This is a genomic window from Streptomyces sp. NPDC001020 (genome assembly GCF_053599115.1).
In genome coordinates, this window is sequence record NZ_JBSFLQ010000013.1 from 14,406 (window position 1) to 33,987 (window position 19,582).

Genomic DNA, 19,582 nt, shown 5'->3' on the forward strand with positions numbered 1-19,582 from the left:
TGGCGGGAATGGGCGGCTGAGGACGTTCCCGCCGTCTAATGCGCGTGGAGAATGGCCATGGGGCCAGTCTAACGGGGCTGTGCAAGCGCTTTCCCTCTGTGCGGACGTTCGGCATGTGATGCTCGCCCCGCCGTCCGTCACCGGTCCCCGGTGCGAGACTGAGCCGCAGGCCGTGTTCGTCGGCCGGGGCACGGGAGGGACTGATCGGTATGGCGGGCATGGACGGCAGGCGTCCGAGCATCTTCCCGACGCTGCTGTACGCCGACGCGAGGGCGGCGATCAAGCAGCTCACGGAGGCCTTCGGCTTCATGGAGCTGTCGGTGTACGAGGACGAGGACGGCTCGGTGCTCCATGCCGAGCTGACACAGGGCAACGGAGCGGTGATGCTCGGCTCGAAGGGCCACGGCGGCCCCTTCGACGAGGCGATGAGGGGCGCGGGCCCGTGCGGGGTGTACGTCGCGGTGGACGACGTCGACGCACACCACCGACGGGCCGTGGAGCACGGCGCGGAGGTCCTGATGCCTCCGACGGACCAGGAGTACGGCTCGCGGGAGTACGTGGCCCGGGACGCCGAGGGCAACATCTGGAGTTTCGGTACCTACGCCCCTGAGGTACCAGGCCGCTGACGAGGCGTCAGACACCTCCGGTGTGGACCTGGAACGCGGCGCGGCGCACGGCCTTGGCGAGCGCCGGGTCCGGGTGAGCGGCCGCGAGCGCGACCAGTACCTGCACAGTGCGCGGGTGCCCGACCGCGCGCACCTCGTCGAGGAGGGCGGGCACGGTGGGCTGCACCGCGGACTCCAGGTGCCGCACGAGGAGCGGGGCCTCGCCGTGGTCGGCGATGGCCGCGGCGGTGTCGACCCACAGCCAGGTGGCCTCCTGGCGTGTGAGCACCTCGTGGGCGTCCTCCGGGTCGGCGCCGTCGTGCTCGGCGAGCCAGAGCTGGGCGTAGGGGCGCAGCGGTGTCTCGTCGGCGACGGCGCGCACATCGGGCTCGGCGGGAGCGCCGACCACGCGGAGCGCCTCGAAGGCAAGGCCGCGCAGGAGGGCGTCCTCACCGCGGGCGGCGTCCAGGAGTTCGGTGACGGCGCTGCCGACGGGGCGTGCGGCGAGCCACGCGCGGTACTCGGCACGGGCCGCGTTGGGCCGGAGCCGGGCACAGCCCCGCAGCATGGCCTCGGCGTTCTGCTCGATGTTCCCCGCGGGGCTCTGCGCGGCGACACAGATCTGCTCGAGCTTGACCCAGACCGCCCAGCTGCCGAGCGGAGTGAGGGTGGCCTGCCCCTGGGAGCAGGTGAGGGCACCGATACGGGCGAGCGCGTCGAGGGCCCAGTCGAGGAGGAGGGCGAGCGGGGCGTCCTCGACGGGGCCCCGGTCCGGCGCGTCGGCGGGTTCGGCGGCGGGAGGCCCGGCGCGAAAGACCTCGTCTCCCGCAGGTTGCCGGACGACACCCGGGACGTAGCGGACCTCGCACCGCTCGGTGCGCAGTTCGGTCACCCGCTGTCCGAGGAGGTCGAGAAGCTGCTCGACGGGGACGGGCCCCGCGGACAGCATCAGGAACGAGAGCACCTGCGGCATGGCCGAGACGACGTCGGCGACGGCGGACTGCTCGCGGCCCTCGGGCTCGGGGTAGGCCAGCGACCAGGCGTCGAAGAGGGCGACCCAGCCGCGCAGCACGGCGGAGTCGTCGCGATTCCAGGCACGCAGCCGCCAGCCGGGGCGGGCGCTGTCACCGTGCACCTCGACGAGGCCGGCCAGGCGGGCGATGTCCCAGTCGGCGCGGACCTTGGCGACGCTCAGGCCGAGGTCGGCGGCGGCCCGCTCGGCGGTGGCGTCGGAGAGGGTGCCCTTGCCGTCCGCGGAGGCGCCGTCGCGCCCCGGGCGGAGCGCGACGTCGGCCCAGTGGGCGACACCGGCCGCGTCAGCCAGGCGGGTCCGGGCCATTCTGGCGAGTTCCGCGGGAGGGGGTGTGCCCTCGGGCGGCCGGGGGGCGGGGCGGGGCGAGCGGCGCTGGGTCACCGCTCGGGGGGCGGCGGCCAGGGGCCGCGGGCTGACGAGTCGGAGCCTGGAGTCGCGCGGGTTACGGGACGTCACGGGTGCAGTCTTCCCGTTGACGGTCCGAAAACCCAAACGGAAGGTCACGCCGGGCGACGGGGCTGGCCAACGCACGGGGTCGGAGGGGGGTCCGAGGGGGCAAAGGGCTGTCGGGAGGAGTAAGCGGAAGGGGCGCGCAGCCGGGGTTTTCGGGGTGCGGGCCGGCCGGGCGGCCCACTTCGCAGGGGCAGTCCCGGCCCGCCCGCACCAGCCGACCGTCACATCAGCGGGGTCAGGAAGCGGCGCATGGCCTCTTCGTAGGCCTCGGGATCCGGGTTCCACATGGCACCGTGCGGAGCGTTCAGCACGGTGTTCAGGGTGACCAGGTCCGCGCGACGCGCGGCGAGGCGACGCGAAGGCTCCCACGGGGCGATGGCGTCGTCGGGCCCGTGGAATATCAGGACCGGTACCTGGAGGCGGTCGAGGTCCGCGGTCGTCTGGGCGCGGTCGCCGTGCAGACCGGTGCGGCCCTGGGCGGCGCGGACCGCCAGGGGCAGCAGGGCGCCGGGGGTGCGCCGGGCCGAGGCGAGGGCGCGCAGCGTGGCCTCCCAGCTGAGCACGGGAGAGTCCAGGACGAGTCCGGAGATCCGCCGGCGAAGCGCGGAGTGCGCGGCGGTACGCACCGCCATGGTGGCGCCGGTGGACCAGCCGTGCAGGACGACGCGCTCGGCGCCGTGGTGCACGGCGTGCCGGACGGCGGCCTCCACGTCGCGCCACTCGGTCTCGCCGAGGTGGTTCAGGCCGTCCGGGGAGCGGGGCGCGCCGAGGTCGCCGCGGTAGGCGAGGTCGAGGACCGGGAAGCGGTAGCGGTGGAAGAACTCCATGACGTTCATGGGATGTTCCCGGGTGGTGCCGAGTCCGTGCACGGTGATCACCCAGGTGTCGCGGGCGCCGGGCACGAACCAGGCGGGAAGAGCGCCGAGCTCGCCGGGCACGTCGACGTCGATGTGCTCGAGGCCGAGGGCGGTGCGCGGATCGCCGACATACAGGTTGGGGGTGAGCCAGGCTTTGTCGCCGGGTTCGAGGGTGCCGTGGGTGACGCCTTCCAGGCGGCGTACGACGGTGTCGGCGGAGTGGCCGGCGGCGCCCAGCACCGGGCCGACGACCGCGTGGGAGCCGTCGCCGGAGAGACCGTAGGTCCCGGGGCGCAGGGAGGCGAGGTCACGGGTGAGCGTGACCCGGCCGGCAGCCAGGGAGTGCACGGTGAGGCGGGGTTCGGAGGGGAGCGGGCGGCCCGGCGGCGCCTTGAGCGCGGCGTTGCTGGCGTAGCGGCCCACGGCGATGCCGGCCGCGCCGACGGCGATGGCTGCGGTGACGGCTGCGGCCGCCGCTTTCACAGTGCCCACCTCTCCAGTCTCCCGGCGGACCCCGCCTCCGGCCACCGGGAAATCGGCCTGGGGGCAGACGTTGCCTGCTGCGGCACTAGGGTTGTCCGTATCCCCGCAGCCGCTCCCCCGCCTGCGCCACCTGCTCGGGTGTGAGCAGCGTCGGCGACAGGCCCGGTACCGACGACGCCGTCAGCCACACGCGGCACATCCACTCAAGCTGGGCCGTACGGTCGTACGCCTCGGCCGGCGAGGTCCCGTAGGCGATCGTGCCGTGGTTCTGGAGGAGGCATGCGGTGCGATCCGTCAGCGCACGGACCGTGTTCTCGGCCAGTTCCGGCGTGCCGTAGGTCGCGTACGGGGCGACGCGGACCGGCCCACCGAGCGCACCGGCCATGTAGTGGATCAGCGGCAGTTCCCGTACCAGCGTGGAGACGGCCGTCGCGTGCACGGCGTGCGTGTGGACGACGGCGCGTGCCCCGGTGGTGCGGTAGACCGCCAGATGCATCGGCAGTTCGCTCGTCGGGCGCAGCGAGCCGAGCACCTGTCTGCCGTCGAGGTCGACTCCGACCACGTCGCCCGGCGTCAGCCGCTCGTAGGGCACGCCCGTGGGCGTGACCAGCACGGTGTCGCCGACACGCGCGGAGACGTTGCCGGACGTGCCGACGACCAGCCCCTCGGACACGGTACGGCGGGCCGTCTCGACGACCTCGTTCCATGCCGATGCCAGTACGTCCGCCGGAACCGGTCCGCCCCGCCCTCGTGCGCCCTGTGCGTCCGCCCGTACGTCCCGCGCCCCGGGTCGCTGCTCAGCCATGCGGTGATCCTGCCAGGCGGGAACCCGGCCCGCCGGTGAGCATGCGTGGGGTGACAAAAGTCTCGTCAGCGGATCCCCGGCCCGGCCGAAGAGGTGTGCGGCGCATTACCGAGCGGAGCGGCCCAGAAGACCCTCGAAGACCTCCGGACGCCTAAATTCCGCCTTCGTTCGGGCGTACGGGCGCCGCCACCCCCTCACAAGCGGAGCGACGGCATTCCTTTGGCTACACCCCGAAGCCTGCCTCAGTTCACCTTCCGTTCACCCAGGTTGCCTACGGTCCACTCGCCACTGACCTCCCACAGAAGCCTGGGTAAATGGAACACATCACGCTCCTCCTCGGAATCGTGATCGTCACCGCTCTCGTGTTCGACTTCACGAACGGTTTCCACGACACAGCCAACGCGATGGCGACGACCATCTCGACCGGCGCCCTGAGGCCGAAGACGGCGGTGGCGATGTCTGCCACGCTGAACCTCGTGGGTGCCTTCCTCTCCGTGGAGGTCGCCAAGACGATCTCCGGCGGCATCATCAACGAGAAGGGCATCCGCGTCGAAGTGATCTTCGCGGCCCTGGTGGGCGCCATCCTGTGGAACCTGCTGACCTGGCTCCTCGGGCTTCCCTCCAGTTCCTCCCATGCCCTCTTCGGCGGTCTGATCGGTGCCGCGGTCGCGTCGGCCGGCTGGTCCGCGGTGAACGGTTCGACCGTCGTCACCAAGGTCCTGATCCCCGCGGTCGCCGCGCCGATCGTGGCCGGGCTCGCCTCGATGCTGGCCACGCGCCTGTCGTACCGCATCGCCAGCCACACCGACGAGAAGGCCGCCTCCAAGGGCTACCGCGCCGGACAGATCGCCTCCGCCGGCCTGGTCTCCCTGGCGCACGGTACGAACGACGCCCAGAAGACGATGGGCATCATCACGCTGGCACTCGTCACCGGTGGCGCCCTCGCCCCCGGTTCGAACCCTCCCACCTGGGTCATCGTCTCGGCCGGTCTGGCCATCGCGCTCGGCACCTACCTGGGCGGCTGGCGCATCATCCACACCCTGGGCAAGGGCCTGACGGACCTGGCGCCGCAGCAGGGCTTCGCCGCCCAGACCAGCGCCGCGACCGCGATCCTCGCCTCCTCGCACATCGGCTTCTCCCTCTCCACCACCCAGGTCTGCTCCGGTGCCGTCATGGGCGCGGGTCTGGGCCGCAAGGGCGGCGTGGTCCGCTGGTCCACCGCGACCCGGATGTTCGCCGCCTGGGGTCTGACGCTCCCGGCCGCCGGCCTGGTCGGCGCGGGCGCCGAACTCCTCACCAGGCAGGGCACCTGGGGCACGATCGCCACCGGCGTACTGCTGGTCGCCGGCGCCGCCGTCATCTGGGCCCTGTCCCGCCGCCAGCCGGTCACGAGCGACAACATCCACGAGGTCGAGCCGGAATCCCCGGGCGTCGTCACTGCGGCGGTCGCCGCGGTGACCCCGCCGCCGGCGGGCCCGGTCGCGACGAACGCCACCGCCGACCTGAAGACCACGATCCCGGCCCCCGAGGCCGACCCCTCCGCGGAACCGAACCGCGCCGCGACGGTTTAAGGAATCACCACCATGAAGATCGACTGGGCAGCACTCGGCTCCGTCTTCGGCATCAGCCTCGTGGTCACCGTGGCCCTGGTGGGCCTGTTCACGCTGGGCGTCGTGGGCCTCACGAAAAAGGAGTCGGCCGAGGGCGGCACGGCCACCCTGGCGGCCACCGGTGCCTATGCCTGCTTCGCGGCGTGCGCGGCCGCGGTGGCGTACGGGATCTATCTGATCGTCGCCTGACTCTGCCGGGCGGCTCAGCAGCCTCCTCGCACACGCGCGCAGCCCCCGTGGTGGAAATTCACCACGGGGGCTCGTTTATATGTGGCTTATTTAGTGCAAATACGGCCACATAGGCGCATTTATTGGATTTGCCCGTTGCGACACGGTTTTCCGTTCACCATCGCACGCGCCCCCGTCGAAGAGACAGGTGTCAGACTGCAGTTGTCTGGCTGCTCTCGCCTAACTCACCTACTCTGGTGGGTGAATTGCTAGTCGACGTTGGCCGCCCGACCAGTCCGATGACGACGAGTGGCAAGGAGCGACATGGCCAGGGACATCGATCCGAGCCTGAACCGACGCAGGCTCCGTATCGAGTTGCGCAAGTCGCGCGAGGAAGCGGGTCTCACCCAGCGGGAGGCCGCCGACGCGCTGGAATGGTCCCTGTCCAAGCTCATCCGGCTGGAGGCCGGGACGGTCAGCCTCAGCGTCACCGACCTACGCGCGCTGCTCCAGCTGTACCGCGTCACGGAACCCGGCAGGGTGGCCGAGTTGGAGGAGGCCGCCCGTGGTTCCAAGGGGCTGTCCTGGTGGGCACCGTACAGCGACATGGTGCGCCCGCATTTCGCGCAGTACCTCGGCTACGAGAGCGCCGCGACCTCGATCCGCACCTACCACCCGAACCTGATCCCCGCACTGTTCCAGACGGAGGACTACGCGACGTCCCTGCTGGCGCCGCGATCGGCCCCGCAGACGGCCCGTAGGTCGGCGGAGCTGCGCACCACCCGGCAGGAGCGGGTCTACGACGGCGAGCAGGGGCCGGACGTGCAGATCGTGCTCGACGAGGCGGCGGTCCGCCGGGTCATCGGCGGCCCCGGTGTGATGCGTCATCAACTGGAGCACCTCAGGACGATGTCCCGGCACCCCAGAGTCACCATGCGGCTGCTGCCGTTCGCGGCGGGCGCCCACTACAGCGTGGCCAGTTCCTTCATCCTGCTCGGCTTCAAGGACGACGACGACCTGCTCTACCTCGAAGGTCCCACCGGCAGTGTGTCGAACCGTGACGACCTCGAACTGACGGCGCGCTACCAGGAGTGCTTCGAGGACATCAGCGCCAAGGCGTACGACGGCGACCGGATGATCGAACTGATCGACGCGGTCAAGGAGAGTCTGGCCAACACCTGACCCGGGAGACGGACCGGGCAAACGACGGGGAGGGCCCATGGCGGTCTTCGGGTTCCTTGAGTGGTGCAGGCGGCTGCACACGGTGCGTTCCGTCACGGCGGGGGAACCACCCGCCGTCCCCCCGCAGGCCGACGTGGCCGAAGAGGACCGCCCCGCCGGCCTCGACGACGTCATGCTCAAGGCCTACGCGATGCAGCGGCGGGAGTGGGCCGAGGCCCTCATCGACGTCGAGAACGCCCGGGTCAGCGGCGAGATCCGGCTGCTGTCGGTTCGCCTGTTGCTGGGCACGGCGTGCGGCAGCGTCCTGTTGTTCAGCATCGCCGTGTCCACCCGGGTGGCGCCCAGCCTCGAGGTGGGCGCCCTGACTCCGCTGACCACCACGGTGCTGGGAGCTCTCGGCGCCGCCGTCGTCACCGCCCTCGCGGCCGGCCTCGGCAGAGCGGTGCGCGGCCGCTCGGCAGCGGCGCGCACTCCCGAGGTCAACGGCCCCGCGAGTCCCTTGGACGAACCGCCGCAGCAGCCCGGCCCAGAACGCGGAGGCGCTCCGTGACGGGGGTGAGACCCCACCACAGGCCGGCGCAGGTGGCGGCCACGAGCGTCACCACCAGCCAGACCAGGGCCCGCGCCGAGGGTCCGGGAACGAGCAGTGCCGCCAGCGCGCCCATGCCGACCGCAAGCACCCCCGTCGTCAGGGAGAAGAGTGCGAGCGGAGCCGCCGCCACCAGCGAGACGCGCGGACGGTATGGACCTCCCGCGCGCGCCGGGACTTCCTTGGCCCTGTCCCCCATGTGGGTCCCTCCCGTCCTCTGGACGGCTCTTCAGAAACCGTCCGCTGCCGGGTTCTCAAGTGCAGCCAGCAAACCACACCACGCGGTACGGCGAAAGACGAGCACCGGGCCTTCGCGCCGTTTCGAGTCACGCACCAGCACACGCGGGCCCGCGTCGGCGACTTCGACGCAGTCGTTGTTCTCGTCTCCCGAGTAGCTGCTCCTGACCCACACCCGTCCCGACGGCTCCCTGCCGATCACACCGACCTCCCTCTGCTCAAGAGTCGGCGCACCGACACGGCGTCCTGCCCGCGACGCCCCGCGATCCGTGTCCCTCCGCTGCCGCAGGCAACGTGGACACCGGGTTCGTCTCCCCGCCACGAATTCAGCCCGTTGCCGCTCGTCGGCGCCCCACCCCGTTCGTGCTGTCGTCCCCTCAAGTCTTCCCAGCTTCCGCTCCGGGAAAGAGTGCAGAAACCATCGATTCGGCGTATTGATCGGGTTTTCCTCGGTGTGGGGCTCGGCACACCGTCGCGTCGCAGGTCAAGGGTGAGTTGACGGTTGTTCGGGGGTCGTGGTGGACTGCCGGGGCCAATACGGCAGCAGGAGAGGAAGCCGGTGTGAATCCGGCGCGGTCCCGCCACTGTCACCGGGGAAGAACGTCCCGGGAGCCAGGAACTCTCGCCGCCGATCTCGTCGAACCAGGGCGTGGACACCCTGAGTGAGGACATATCGCCATGCGCGGCTTCCTTTTGAGGTTCAGTACCCGACTCCTGCCCGGACCTGCGGCCGACTGAGCCCATGGGTGCCGATCGCGTCTTCGCGTACGGCGCCGCTGCCGGCCTCCTCGGTGACCTCCTGTTCGGCGATCCACGCCGCGGGCATCCGGTCGCCGTGTTCGGGCTGGCCACGGGCGCCGTGGAGCGGGCGTTGTGGCGCGACCACCGGGGGTGGGGCGTGCTGCACACCGCTGTGTGTGCCGGTGGCGCTGTCGCCCTCGGGGCCGTCGCCGCTCGCTGCGTACGTCCGTCCCCTGCCGCGTCCCTCGCCCTGACCGCCGCCGCCACCTGGGCCGTCGTCGGGGGCACGTCGCTCGCGCGGGAGGCGCGGGCCGTCGGGCGCGCCCTCGATGCGGGGGACGTCGAGGCCGCCCGCGCGCGGCTGCCACATCTGTGCGGGCGGGATCCGCAGGCACTCGACGCCGACGGGATCGCGCGGGCGGTCGTCGAGTCCGTCGCCGAGAACACTTCCGACGCCGTGGTGGGCGCCTTGGTGTGGGGGGCGGTCGCCGGGGTCCCCGGACTGCTCGGTTTCCGGGCCGTCAACACCCTCGACGCCATGGTCGGACACAAGTCGCCCCGGTACCGGCGCTACGGGTGGGCCTCGGCACGGCTCGACGATGTCGCCGGGTGGCCGGGGGCGCGGCTGACCGCGGTCCTGGCGGCGGTGGCAGGCCCTGATCCGCGAGGGGCCGTCCGCGCCTGGCGTGCCGATGCCGGGAGGCATCCGAGTCCCAACGCCGGTCCGGTGGAGGCCTCCTTCGCCGGGGCCCTGGGGGTACGGCTGGGCGGGACGCTCTCCTATGGGGGGCGTGTGGAACACCGGCCGGTACTCAACGGTCGGGGGCGGGCCGTCCAGGTCCACGACGTCGAACGCGTCGTACGTCTCTCCCGGCGCGTGAGCGGGCTCGCGCTCGGTGTCACGGTCGCCGGGCGGTTCCTCGCCCGAAGGGTTCTCACGAAGGGACGCTCCTCATGAGCGGCGGGCTGCTTGTCGCGGGTACCACTTCCGACGCGGGCAAGAGCGTCGTCACCGCCGGGATCTGCCGCTGGCTGGTGCGGCAAGGGGTCCATGTCGCGCCGTTTAAGGCGCAGAACATGTCCCTCAACTCCTTCGTCACGCGCGAGGGCGCGGAGATCGGGCGGGCGCAGGCCATGCAGGCCCAGGCGTGTCGCATCGAGCCGACCGCACTGATGAACCCCGTCCTGCTCAAGCCCGGCAGCGACCGCAGCAGTCAGGTCGTGCTCATGGGCAGGCCGGTGGGCGAGTTGAGCGCTCGTGGCTACCACGGCGGTCGGCAGGAGGCGCTCCTGGACACCGTGCTGGAGTGCCTGGCCGCGTTGCGGAGCACGTATGACGCGGTGATCTGCGAGGGAGCCGGCAGTCCCGCCGAGATCAATCTGCGCCGGACCGACATCGTCAACATGGGGATCGCCCGTAACGCCCGGCTTCCCGTCCTCGTCGTCGGCGACATCGACCGCGGCGGTGTCTTCGCCTCCTTCTTCGGCACGGTCGCCCTGCTGTCGCGTGAGGACCAGGAGTTGGTCGCCGGGTTCCTGGTCAACAAGTTCCGTGGGGACGTCACCCTGCTGGAGCCCGGTCTCGACATGCTGCACGGGCTCACCGGACGGCGCGCGTACGGTGTGCTTCCCTTCCGACGCGGCCTCGGGATCGACGAGGAGGACGGGCTGAGGCTGTCCTTGCGGGGAGCGGTCCGGGAGTCGGAGGTGACCGCGCCCGTCGGCGAGGACGTGCTGCGTGTCGCCGTCTGCGCCATCCCTCTCATGTCCAACTTCACCGATGTGGACGCCCTTGCCGCCGAGCCGGGCGTTGTCGTGCGGTTCGTGGACCGGCCCGAGGAGCTGGCCGACGCCGACCTCGTGATCATCCCCGGGACCCGGGGGACCGTCGGTGCCCTTCAGTGGCTGCGCGAGCGCGGCCTCGCCGAGGCCGTCGTCCGAAGGGCCGTCGACGGCAGGCCCGTACTCGGTATCTGTGGCGGCTTCCAGATCCTCGGTGAGCGCATCGAGGACGAGGTCGAAAGCCGCCGGGGAGTGGTGGACGGGCTCGGGATCCTGCCCGTGCGGGTGCGGTTCGCCCGCGAGAAGACCCTCGCCCGGCCCGTCGGCGAGGCGCTCGGCGAACACGTCGAGGGGTACGAGATCCACCACGGGGTCGCCGACGTCGTCGGCGGTGAAACGTTCATGTCCGATGGCAATGGACACAGCCTGGACGGCTGCCGGGTCGGCTCGGTCTGGGGCACGCACTGGCACGGCTCGCTGGAGTCGGACGGCTTCCGGCGGGCGTTCCTGCGCGAGGTGGCGGCCGCCGCGGGCCGCCGCTTCGTACCGGCCGCGGGCACGTCGTTCGCCGCGCTGCGCGAGGAACAGCTCGACCGGCTCGGCGATCTGATCGAACAGCACGCGGACACGGACGCGCTGTGGCGGCTCATCGAGTCGGGCGCGCCGCTTGGACTGCCTTTCCTTCCACCGGGAGCGCCCGTATGAGCACAGTGTTGTTGTTGTCGACCGCCGACACGGATCTGCTGGCGGCACGGGCCTCCGGCGCGGACTACCGCATCGGCAATCCCACCAGGGTCGACGTCGCGCAGGAGCTACCGGGCCTGCTCGCCGGCGCGGACCTCGCCGTCGTACGGCTGCTGGGCGGCAAGCGCGCCTGGGAGGACGGGCTCGCCGCGCTGAAGGCGTCCGGCGTCCCGACCGTGCTGCTGGGCGGCGAGGCCGTGCCGGACGCGGAGCTGATGGCCGAGTCGTCCGTGCCGGCCGGTGTGGTGGCCGAGGCCCTGAGGTACCTCGTCGAGGGCGGTCCCGCCAACCTCACCGAGCTCGCCCGGTTCCTGTCCGACACCGTGCTGCTGACCGGCGAGGGCTTCGAGGAGCCGCGGAAGATGCCGGAGTACGGCGTCCACGGCGACCGTGCGCTCGTCGACGGTCGGCCGACCGTGGGCGTGCTCTTCTACCGGGCGCACGAGCTGAGTGGCAACTCGGCCTTCGTGGACACCCTCTGCGAGGCGATCGAGGCGAAGGGCGCCAACGCCCTTCCCGTCTACTGCGGTTCGCTGCGCGGCGCGGACGCCGGACTGTACGAGCTGCTCGGCAGGGCCGACGCGCTGGTCGCCACCGTGCTCGCGGCCGGCGGTACGCACGCCTCGCAGGCCTCGGCGGGCGGTGACGAGGCCTGGGACATCGGCGCGCTCGCCGATCTGAACGTCCCCGTGCTGCAGGGGCTGTGCCTGACCTCGTCCCGGGCCGCCTGGCAGGAGTCGGACGCCGCCCTGTCCCCCATGGACGCGGCCATGCAGGTCGCGATCCCGGAGTTCGACGGCCGCCTCGTCACCGTGCCGTTCTCCTTCAAGGAGCAGGGCCCGGACGAGGTCCCGGTGTACGTCGCGGACCCCGAGCGGGCCGCCCGCGTGGCCGGGATCGCCCTGCGCCACGCCCAGCTGAAGCACAAGCCGAACGCCGAGAAGAGGATCGCGCTGGTCTTCACCGCGTACCCGACCAAGCACTCCCGCGTCGGCAACGCGGTAGGCCTGGACACGCCCGCGTCGGCGGTACGGGTGCTGGACGCGCTGCGCGATGCGGGGTACTCCCTCACCGACTACCCCGACAACGGCGACGAGCTGATCCACCGGCTCATCGAGGCCGGCGGCCACGACGTGGAGTGGCTGACGGAGGATCAGTTGGCGGCGGCGCCCGCGCGGGTGCCGCTGGCCGACTACCGGGCCTGGTTCGCGAAGCTGGACCCCGAGCTGCGGGACGCGATGACCGAGGCCTGGGGCGAGCCGCCGGGCGGCCTGTACGTCGACGGCGACGACATCGTGCTGGCGTCCCTCCAGTTCGGCAACGTGGTCGTGATGATCCAGCCGCCGCGCGGCTTCGGCGAGAACCCGATCGCGATCTACCACGACCCGGACATGCCGCCGTCGCACCACTACATGGCGGCCTACCGCTGGCTGGAGAACTCCTTCGGCGCGGACGCCGTCGTCCACATGGGCAAGCACGGCACGATGGAGTGGCTGCCGGGCAAGGGGCTGGGGCTCAGCAGCGGGTGCGCGCCGGACGCGGTCCTCGGTGACCTGCCCCTGGTCTACCCGTTCATCGTCAACGACCCCGGCGAGGGCACGCAGGCCAAGCGGCGCGGCCACGCCACGGTCGTCGACCACCTCGTCCCGCCGATGGCACGCGCCGACACCTACGGCGACCTGGCCAAGCTGGAGCAACTGCTGGACGAGTACGCGCTCGTCTCCGACCTGGACCCGGCCAAGGCGCCGGCCGTGCGGGCGCAGATCTGGACGCTGGTCAAGGCCGCCGAACTCCACCACGACCTGCACGTGGACGACCAGCCCGACGACGACGAGTTCGACGAGTTCGTCATGCACATCGACGGCTATCTGTGCGAGATCAAGGACGTGCAGATCAGGGACGGGCTCCACATCCTCGGCGGCGGGCCGGTCGGCGAGCCGCGCGTGAACCTGGTGCTGGCGGTGCTGCGCGCCTCGCAGGTGTGGGGCGGGCGGGCGAACGCCCTGCCGGGGCTGCGGTCCTGCCTCGCGGCCCACTTCGGGCTGGACGAGAAGGAGTTGCTGGCCGAGCCCGGTACCCCGGTGAAGGTTCCGGTGGAGCTGACGGACCTGGTGGAGGGCCCGGCCCGTACGGCCTCCGACGCGATCGACCTGCTGGAGCAGCTGTGCCGGCGGATCGCGGAGGGCATGGAGGAGCGGGCCTGGGAGCGCACGGCCGTACCGGCGGTCCTGGGCGACGCACTCGGCACCGAACTGCCGGACGCCGTAGCGGTGATGGAGTTCGCCTGCGACGAGGTCGTGCCGCGGCTCGCGCGGACGACGGACGAGATCGGCCACATCCTGCGGGCGCTGGACGGCGGCTACGTCCCGGCGGGCCCGTCGGGTTCGCCGACCCGTGGCCTGGTCAACGTGCTGCCGACCGGCCGCAACTTCTACTCCGTCGATCCCAAGGCGATTCCGTCCCGGCTGAGCTGGGAGGTCGGGCAGTCGCTGGCCGACTCGCTGATCGCCCGGTATCTGCAGGACACCGGCGAGTACCCGAAGTCCGTGGGCCTCACGGTGTGGGGCACGTCCGCGATGCGCACCCAGGGCGATGACATCGCCGAGATCCTGGCGCTGCTGGGCTGCCGCCCGGTGTGGGACGACGCCTCGCGCCGGGTGACGGGCTTCGAGGTGATCGGGCCGGCGGAGCTGGGGCGCCCGCGCATCGACGTCACCGTCCGCATCTCCGGCTTCTTCCGGGACGCGTTCCCGCACGTGGTGGGGCTGATCGACGACGCGGTACGCGCGGTGGCCGAGCTGGACGAGCCGGCCGAGCAGAACTTCGTCAGGGCGCACGCCGACGAGGACACCGCCGGGCACGGCGACCGGCGGCGCGCGACCGCCCGTATCTTCGGCTCGAAGCCCGGCGCGTACGGTGCCGGCCTGCTGCCGCTGATCGACGCCCGCAACTGGCGCTCGGACGCCGACCTCGCCGAGGTGTACGCGGTGTGGGGCGGCTACGCCTACGGGCGCGGGCTGGACGGGCGGGCCGCGCGTGGCGACATGGAGACCGCCTTCCGGCGGATCGCGGTGGCGGCGAAGAACGTCGACACCCGCGAGCACGATCTGGTCGACGCCGACGACTACTTCCAGTACCACGGCGGCATGGTCGCCATGGTGCGGCACCTGACCGGCGCCAACCCCGAGGCGTACGTGGGCGACAGCGCCGTTCCCGACCAGGTGAGGACGCGCACGCTGGGCGAGGAGACGCACCGTGTCTTCCGCGCCCGAGTGGTCAACCCGCGCTGGATGGCGGCCATGCGCCGGCACGGCTACAAGGGCGCCTTCGAGATGGCGGCGACCGTGGACTACCTGTTCGGCTACGACGCCACGGCGGGCGTGGTCGACGACTGGATGTACGAGAAGCTCAGCGCGGAGTACGTCTTCGACCCGGAGAACCGGGACTTCATGAAGAAGTCCAACCCGTGGGCGTTGCGCGGCATCACCGAACGGCTCCTGGAGGCCGCCGAGCGCGGTCTGTGGGCCGAGCCGGACGCGGAGACGCTGGAGCGGCTGCGCGCCACGTACCTTGAGCTGGAAGGCGACTTGGAGGGCGACCAGTGACCATCCCCTTCCCCTTTACCGCCGTGGTCGGCCAGGACGACCTGCGGCTCGCCCTGCTGCTGAACGCCGTGTCCCCGGCGGTCGGCGGGGTGCTGGTGCGCGGCGAGAAGGGCACCGCCAAGTCGACGGCGGTGCGTGCCCTCTCGGCACTCATGCCGGAACTGAACGCCGTCTCCGGCTGCCGTTTCTCCTGCGATCCGGACTCCCCCGACCCGGGCTGCCCGGACGGGCCGCACGAGCCCGGGGCGTTCGAGACCCGGCCCGCGCGCATGGTCGAGCTGCCGGTCGGCGCCTCCGAGGACCGGCTGGTCGGCGCCCTGGACATCGAGCGGGCGCTCGCCGAGGGCGTGAAGGCGTTCGAGCCGGGCCTGCTGGCCGACGCGCACCGCGGCATCCTCTACGTCGACGAGGTCAACCTCCTCCACGACCATCTGGTCGACCTGCTGCTGGACGCGGCGGCCATGGGCGCCTCGTACGTCGAGCGCGAGGGCGTGTCGGTGCGGCACGCGGCCCGTTTCCTGCTCGTCGGCACCATGAATCCGGAGGAAGGCGAGCTGCGGCCGCAGCTCCTCGACCGGTTCGGGCTGACCGTGGAGGTCGCGGCGTCCCGGGAGCCGGACCAGCGGGTCGAGGTCGTGCGGCGCAGGCTGGCGTACGACGACGATCCGGCCGCCTTCGCCGCCCGCTGGGCCGGGGAGGAGACCGCCGTACGGCAGCGGATCGTGGCGGCGCGGGAACTGCTGCCCGAGGTGCGGCTGGGCGACGGGGCGCTGCGGCAGATCGCGGCCACCTGCGCGGCCTTCGAGGTGGACGGCATGCGCGCCGACATCGTGATGGCCCGGACGGCGACTGCGCTGGCCGCGTGGGACGGGCGGACGGACGTCCTGGCCGAGGACGTGCGACAGGCCGCGCTGCTCGCGCTGCCGCACCGCAGGCGCCGCAACCCCTTCGACGCGCCGGGGCTGGACGAGGACAAGCTGGACGACACGCTGGAGCAGTTCTCGGGCGAGGACGACGGCGAGGACGATCCCGACCCGGACGGGCCCGGAGGCGGGGGCGGCCGGCCGGCGCCCGACGACGGCCCGGGGGCGGGCGGGGACACCGCCGCGCGGCCCGAGGCCGGTGAGGGCGGGGAGCCCCAGCCGTCCGGCGCGCAGGAGCAGTCGGCGGTACGGGCCGGCGAGCCCTTCCGGGCCAGGGTGCTGAGCGTGCCCGGGATCGGTGAGGGCGCCGCCGGGCGGCGGTCGCGGGCGCGGACCGAGCACGGGCGGACCACCGGCGCCCGGCGGCCCCAGGGCGCGCTGACCAAGCTGCATCTGGCGGCCACCGTGCAGGCGGCGGCTCCGCACCAGCGGGCGCGCGGCCGGTCCGGACCGGGACTGGTGATCCGCCGGGACGATCTGCGGCAGGCGACCCGGGAGGGGCGCGAGGGGAACCTCGTGCTGTTCGTGGTGGACGCCTCCGGCTCGATGGCGGCCCGGCAGCGGATGAGCGCCGTGAAGGGCGCCGTGCTGTCGCTGCTGCTCGACGCCTACCAGCGACGGGACAAGGTGGGCCTGGTGACCTTCCGGGGGTCCGCGGCCGACGTGGCGCTGCCGCCGACGTCCTCCGTCGACGCGGCCGCGGCCCGGCTGGAGTCGCTGCCGACCGGGGGCCGTACGCCGCTGGCCGCCGGACTGCTCAGGGCGCACGAGGTGCTGCGGGTGGAGCGGCTGCGGGACCCGGCGCGGCGGGCGCTGGTCGTGGTGGTGACCGACGGACGGGCGACGGGCGGTCCGGAGCCGGTGGCGCTGGCCGGGCGGGCGGCCCGGCTGTTCGCGGCCGAGGGGACCGCGTCGGTGGTCGTGGACTGCGAGTCGGGGCCGGTGCGGCTGGGGCTCGCCGGGCAGCTCGCGGGTGAGTTGGGCGGTACGGCGGTGACGCTCGACGAGTTGCGGGCGGACTCGATCGCCGGACTGGTGAAGGACGTACAGAGGAGGGCCGCGTAATGCCGCAGGGACAGCCGAGTGTCGTACCGGACGACGGCCTGACGACCCGTCAGCGACGCAACCGTCCGCTGGTGATCGTGCACACCGGTGTCGGCAAGGGCAAGTCGACGGCGGCCTTCGGGCTCGCGCTGCGCGCCTGGAACCAGGGGTGGCCGATCGGGGTGTTCCAGTTCGTCAAGTCGGCGAAGTGGAAGGTCGGCGAGGAGAACGCGCTGCGTGTGCTGGGGGCGTCCGGGCAGGGCGGGAGTGTCGACTGGCACAAGATGGGCGAGGGCTGGTCGTGGGTGCAGCGCGATGAGCAGCTCGACAACGAGGAGAAGGCCCGCGAGGGCTGGGAGCAGGTCAAGCGGGACCTGGCCGCCGAGACGTACCGGCTCTACGTGCTGGACGAGTTCGCGTACCCGATGCACTGGGGCTGGGTGGACACCGACGAGGTCGTGGATGTCCTGCGCAACCGGCCGGGTACCCAGCATGTCGTGATCACCGGGCGGAACGCGCCGGAGAAGCTCGTCGGATTCGCCGATCTCGTCACCGACATGTCCAAGGTCAAGCACCCGATGGACGTCGGCCAGAAGGGCCAGAGGGGCATCGAGTGGTGACTTCCGTGCCCCGGTTGGTCATCGCCGCGCCCTCGTCGGGCAGCGGCAAGACCACCGTTGCCACGGGGTTGATGGCCGCGTTCGCCCAGCGGGGGATGGCCGTCTCCCCGCACAAGGTCGGACCGGACTACATCGACCCCGGCTATCACGCGCTCGCGACCGGGCGCACAGGGCGCAACCTCGACGCCTTTCTGTGCGGGCCGGAGTTGATCGCGCCGCTGTTCCTGCACGGGGCGCGCGGGTGCGATCTCGCCGTCGTCGAGGGTGTGATGGGGATGTTCGACGGAGCCGCCGGGGAAGGCGAACTGGCCTCCACCGCCCACGTGGCGAAGCTGCTGCGGGCGCCGGTGGTGCTCGTGGTCGACGCGTCGTCGCAGTCGCGGTCGGTGGCGGCACTGGTCCACGGCTTCGCGTCCTGGGATCCCGGGGTGCGGGTCGGGGGCGTGATCCTGAACAAGGTGGCGTCCCAGCGGCACGAAGCGCTGCTGCGCGAGGCTCTGGAGTCGGTCGGGGTGCCGGTGCTGGGCAGCCTGAGGAGGGCTTCCCAGGTCGGTACGCCGTCGCGTCATCTCGGCCTCGTGCCGGTCGCCGAGCGGCGGGCGGAGGCGGTGGAGGCCGTCGCCGCGATGGCCGCTCAGGTGCGCGAGGGCTGCGACCTGGAGGCGTTGCTGGCGCTGGCGAAGAGTACGGGACCGCTGTCGGCCGAACCCTGGGAACCGCCCGCCGTCACCGCGGGGCCGCGGGAGGTGGTCGCCGTCGCCGGTGGCACGGCGTTCACCTTCTCCTACGCCGAGCACACCGAACTGCTCACCGCCGCCGGAGCCGACGTCGTCCCCTTCGACCCCGTGCGCGATGAGCGACTCCCCGAGGGCACACGCGGGTTGGTCATCGGCGGCGGCTTCCCCGAGGTGTACGCCGCCGAGTTGTCCGCCAACGAACCCCTGCGCGAAGCCGTCGCAGAACTCGCGCGGGGCGGCGCTCCCGTCGCCGCCGAGTGCGCCGGGCTGCTCTATCTCTGTCGCGAGCTGGACGGGCAGCCGATGTGCGGGGTGCTCGACGCGCGCGCCCGCATGAGCGAACGGCTCACCCTCGGCTACCGGGACGCGGTGGCCGTCGGCGACAGCGTCCTCGCCCCGGCCGGAACGCGGATGCGTGGACACGAGTTCCACCGGACCGTCGTCGAACCCGGCGCGGGGTCGGCTGCCGCCTGGGGGGTGCGCTCCCCCGACCGGCGCGTCGAAGGGTTCGTACAGCTGGGTGTGCACGCCAGTTATCTGCACACGCACTGGGCCGCCGCGCCCGGTGTGGCCCGTCGGTTCGTGGAGAGGTGCCGGACGTCATGAGCAGCAGGCTGATCGGAGTCGGGGTGGGGCCCGGCGACCCCGAGTTGGTGACCGTCAAGGGGGTCAACGTTCTGCGTGCCGCCGATGTCGTCGTCGTACCCGTCATGGCCGCGTCCGACGGAAGCGACGGTGGTGAGCGTGGGCGCGCGGAGGCGACCGTGCTGCACCACGTGCCCGGGGAGAGGGTCGTCCGCGTCGTGTTCGCGCTCAACGAGCGCGGCGACCGTGCGCGGCGCGAGGCCGCCTGGGACGCGGCCGGGGAGCGCGTGGCCGACCTGCTGCGGCGGCACGCCACCGTCGCGTTCGCCACCCTCGGCGATCCCCACGTGTACTCGACGTTCACCTATCTCGCGCAGACCGTCCGTGAGCTCGTGCCGGGGACCGTCGTGGAGACCGTGCCGGGCATCACCGCCATGCAGGATCTCGCCGCCCGGTCGGGGGCGGTCCTGACCGAGGGCACCGAGCCGCTCACGCTGGTGCCCGTCACCGCCGGGACCGCCGTGCTCAGGGCCGCGCTCGACGGGCCCGGCACCGTGGTCGCGTACAAGTTCGGGCGGCAGGCGCACGAGGTCGCCGAGGCACTGCGGGAGAGCGGGCGGATCGACGACGCGGTGTGGGGTTCGGCGCTCGGACTGCCCGAGGAGTCGATCCGCCCGGCGGCCGAATCCGACGACGGTCCCCTCCCCTACCTGTCCACCCTCATCGCGCCCGCCCGCCGCGACGGTATGCGCGGCGGCAAGTTGTGACCGGCCGGGGAT

The 19,582-nt window shown here is 72.3% G+C and carries 16 protein-coding genes and 1 riboswitch; of the genes, 12 read left to right on the forward strand and 4 right to left on the reverse strand.

Going from position 1 to position 19,582, the window contains the following annotated elements; translation table 11 throughout:
- The first annotated feature begins 209 nt into the window (after window positions 1–209).
- Complete coding sequence (locus ACWDEX_RS14780; RefSeq protein ID WP_450463696.1) at window positions 210–626, forward strand: VOC family protein; 417 nt, start codon at window positions 210–212, stop codon at window positions 624–626.
- A 7-nt stretch (window positions 627–633) separates the two neighbouring features.
- Here the strand turns inward: ACWDEX_RS14780 and ACWDEX_RS14785 are convergent, their stop codons facing one another.
- The 3 genes from ACWDEX_RS14785 to ACWDEX_RS14795 form a co-directional block, all read right to left on the reverse strand.
- A complete protein-coding gene (locus ACWDEX_RS14785) occupies window positions 634–2,094 on the reverse strand; it encodes a hypothetical protein (RefSeq protein WP_450463697.1) in 1,461 nt (486 codons plus the stop codon).
- Window positions 2,095–2,312: 218 nt separating this feature from the next.
- Complete coding sequence (locus ACWDEX_RS14790; protein WP_450463698.1) at window positions 2,313–3,440, reverse strand: alpha/beta hydrolase; 1,128 nt, start codon at window positions 3,438–3,440, stop codon at window positions 2,313–2,315.
- A 76-nt stretch (window positions 3,441–3,516) separates the two neighbouring features.
- Entirely contained in the window at window positions 3,517–4,236 is a 720-nt protein-coding gene (locus ACWDEX_RS14795; RefSeq protein ID WP_450463699.1) for a class II aldolase/adducin family protein, read from the reverse strand.
- A gap of 314 nt (window positions 4,237–4,550) precedes the next feature.
- Between ACWDEX_RS14795 and ACWDEX_RS14800 the strand changes: the two genes are divergently transcribed.
- The 4 genes from ACWDEX_RS14800 (at window position 4,551) to ACWDEX_RS14815 (ending at window position 7,746) form a co-directional block, all read left to right on the forward strand.
- The gene (locus tag ACWDEX_RS14800; RefSeq protein ID WP_450463701.1) at window positions 4,551–5,807 is read left to right on the forward strand and encodes an anion permease; all 1,257 of its coding nucleotides are present in this window, start codon (window positions 4,551–4,553) and stop codon (window positions 5,805–5,807) included.
- A gap of 12 nt (window positions 5,808–5,819) precedes the next feature.
- On the forward strand, window positions 5,820–6,035 hold the full coding sequence (locus ACWDEX_RS14805; protein WP_450463702.1) for a hypothetical protein: 216 nt from the start codon (window positions 5,820–5,822) through the stop codon (window positions 6,033–6,035).
- A 303-nt stretch (window positions 6,036–6,338) separates the two neighbouring features.
- A complete protein-coding gene (locus ACWDEX_RS14810; protein WP_450463704.1) occupies window positions 6,339–7,196 on the forward strand; it encodes a helix-turn-helix domain-containing protein in 858 nt (285 codons plus the stop codon).
- A 37-nt stretch (window positions 7,197–7,233) separates the two neighbouring features.
- Complete coding sequence (locus ACWDEX_RS14815) at window positions 7,234–7,746, forward strand: hypothetical protein (RefSeq protein WP_450463705.1); 513 nt, start codon at window positions 7,234–7,236, stop codon at window positions 7,744–7,746.
- A gap of 268 nt (window positions 7,747–8,014) precedes the next feature.
- Here the strand turns inward: ACWDEX_RS14815 and ACWDEX_RS14820 are convergent, their stop codons facing one another.
- On the reverse strand, window positions 8,015–8,224 hold the full coding sequence (locus ACWDEX_RS14820) for a DUF397 domain-containing protein (RefSeq protein ID WP_450463706.1): 210 nt from the start codon (window positions 8,222–8,224) through the stop codon (window positions 8,015–8,017).
- Window positions 8,225–8,521: 297 nt separating this feature from the next.
- Window positions 8,522–8,666: riboswitch (cobalamin riboswitch) on the forward strand.
- A 98-nt stretch (window positions 8,667–8,764) separates the two neighbouring features.
- On the opposite strand from ACWDEX_RS14820, the gene ACWDEX_RS14825 reads away from it, so the two are divergent.
- Genes ACWDEX_RS14825 through cobI form a run of 7 tightly spaced genes read left to right on the forward strand, consistent with a single transcriptional unit; the run spans window position 8,765 to window position 19,570 of the window.
- The gene (locus tag ACWDEX_RS14825) at window positions 8,765–9,721 is read left to right on the forward strand and encodes a cobalamin biosynthesis protein (protein ID WP_450463707.1); all 957 of its coding nucleotides are present in this window, start codon (window positions 8,765–8,767) and stop codon (window positions 9,719–9,721) included.
- Window positions 9,718–11,250 carry a cobyric acid synthase gene (locus tag ACWDEX_RS14830; protein ID WP_450463708.1) on the forward strand — a complete coding sequence of 511 codons (1,533 nt, stop codon included), beginning with the start codon at window positions 9,718–9,720 and terminating at the stop codon, window positions 11,248–11,250. The genes ACWDEX_RS14825 and ACWDEX_RS14830 overlap by 4 nt, the downstream gene beginning before the upstream one ends.
- A complete protein-coding gene (gene cobN / locus ACWDEX_RS14835; RefSeq protein WP_450463709.1) occupies window positions 11,247–14,894 on the forward strand; it encodes a cobaltochelatase subunit CobN in 3,648 nt (1,215 codons plus the stop codon). The genes ACWDEX_RS14830 and cobN overlap by 4 nt, the downstream gene beginning before the upstream one ends.
- The gene (locus tag ACWDEX_RS14840; RefSeq protein ID WP_450463710.1) at window positions 14,891–16,882 is read left to right on the forward strand and encodes a putative cobaltochelatase; all 1,992 of its coding nucleotides are present in this window, start codon (window positions 14,891–14,893) and stop codon (window positions 16,880–16,882) included. The genes cobN and ACWDEX_RS14840 overlap by 4 nt, the downstream gene beginning before the upstream one ends.
- Window positions 16,882–17,481 (forward strand): cob(I)yrinic acid a,c-diamide adenosyltransferase, encoded by a 600-nt coding sequence (gene cobO / locus ACWDEX_RS14845; protein ID WP_450463711.1) that lies wholly within the window; start codon window positions 16,882–16,884, stop codon window positions 17,479–17,481. The genes ACWDEX_RS14840 and cobO overlap by 1 nt, the downstream gene beginning before the upstream one ends.
- Window positions 17,475–18,824 (forward strand): cobyrinate a,c-diamide synthase, encoded by a 1,350-nt coding sequence (locus ACWDEX_RS14850; protein WP_450463712.1) that lies wholly within the window; start codon window positions 17,475–17,477, stop codon window positions 18,822–18,824. The genes cobO and ACWDEX_RS14850 overlap by 7 nt, the downstream gene beginning before the upstream one ends.
- Entirely contained in the window at window positions 18,821–19,570 is a 750-nt protein-coding gene (gene cobI / locus ACWDEX_RS14855) for a precorrin-2 C(20)-methyltransferase (RefSeq protein WP_450463713.1), read from the forward strand. Before ACWDEX_RS14850 ends, cobI begins: the two co-directional genes overlap by 4 nt.
- Window positions 19,571–19,582: the final 12 nt, after the last annotated feature.

What these genes read in the sequence shown, in the direction of transcription:
- ACWDEX_RS14800 (WP_450463701.1), top strand. Translation starts at nt 4,551, where the DNA reads ATGGAACACATCACGCTCCTCCTCGGAATCGTGATCGTCACCGCTCTC.
- ACWDEX_RS14815 (WP_450463705.1), top strand. Translation starts at nt 7,234, where the DNA reads ATGGCGGTCTTCGGGTTCCTTGAGTGGTGCAGGCGGCTGCACACGGTG.
- ACWDEX_RS14805 (WP_450463702.1), top strand. Translation starts at nt 5,820, where the DNA reads ATGAAGATCGACTGGGCAGCACTCGGCTCCGTCTTCGGCATCAGCCTC.
- ACWDEX_RS14795 (WP_450463699.1), bottom strand. Translation starts at nt 4,236, where the DNA reads ATGGCTGAGCAGCGACCCGGGGCGCGGGACGTACGGGCGGACGCACAG.
- cobI (WP_450463713.1), top strand. Translation starts at nt 18,821, where the DNA reads ATGAGCAGCAGGCTGATCGGAGTCGGGGTGGGGCCCGGCGACCCCGAG.
- ACWDEX_RS14810 (WP_450463704.1), top strand. Translation starts at nt 6,339, where the DNA reads ATGGCCAGGGACATCGATCCGAGCCTGAACCGACGCAGGCTCCGTATC.
- ACWDEX_RS14825 (WP_450463707.1), top strand. Translation starts at nt 8,765, where the DNA reads ATGGGTGCCGATCGCGTCTTCGCGTACGGCGCCGCTGCCGGCCTCCTC.
- ACWDEX_RS14780 (WP_450463696.1), top strand. Translation starts at nt 210, where the DNA reads ATGGCGGGCATGGACGGCAGGCGTCCGAGCATCTTCCCGACGCTGCTG.
- cobN (WP_450463709.1), top strand. Translation starts at nt 11,247, where the DNA reads ATGAGCACAGTGTTGTTGTTGTCGACCGCCGACACGGATCTGCTGGCG.
- ACWDEX_RS14830 (WP_450463708.1), top strand. Translation starts at nt 9,718, where the DNA reads ATGAGCGGCGGGCTGCTTGTCGCGGGTACCACTTCCGACGCGGGCAAG.
- cobO (WP_450463711.1), top strand. Translation starts at nt 16,882, where the DNA reads ATGCCGCAGGGACAGCCGAGTGTCGTACCGGACGACGGCCTGACGACC.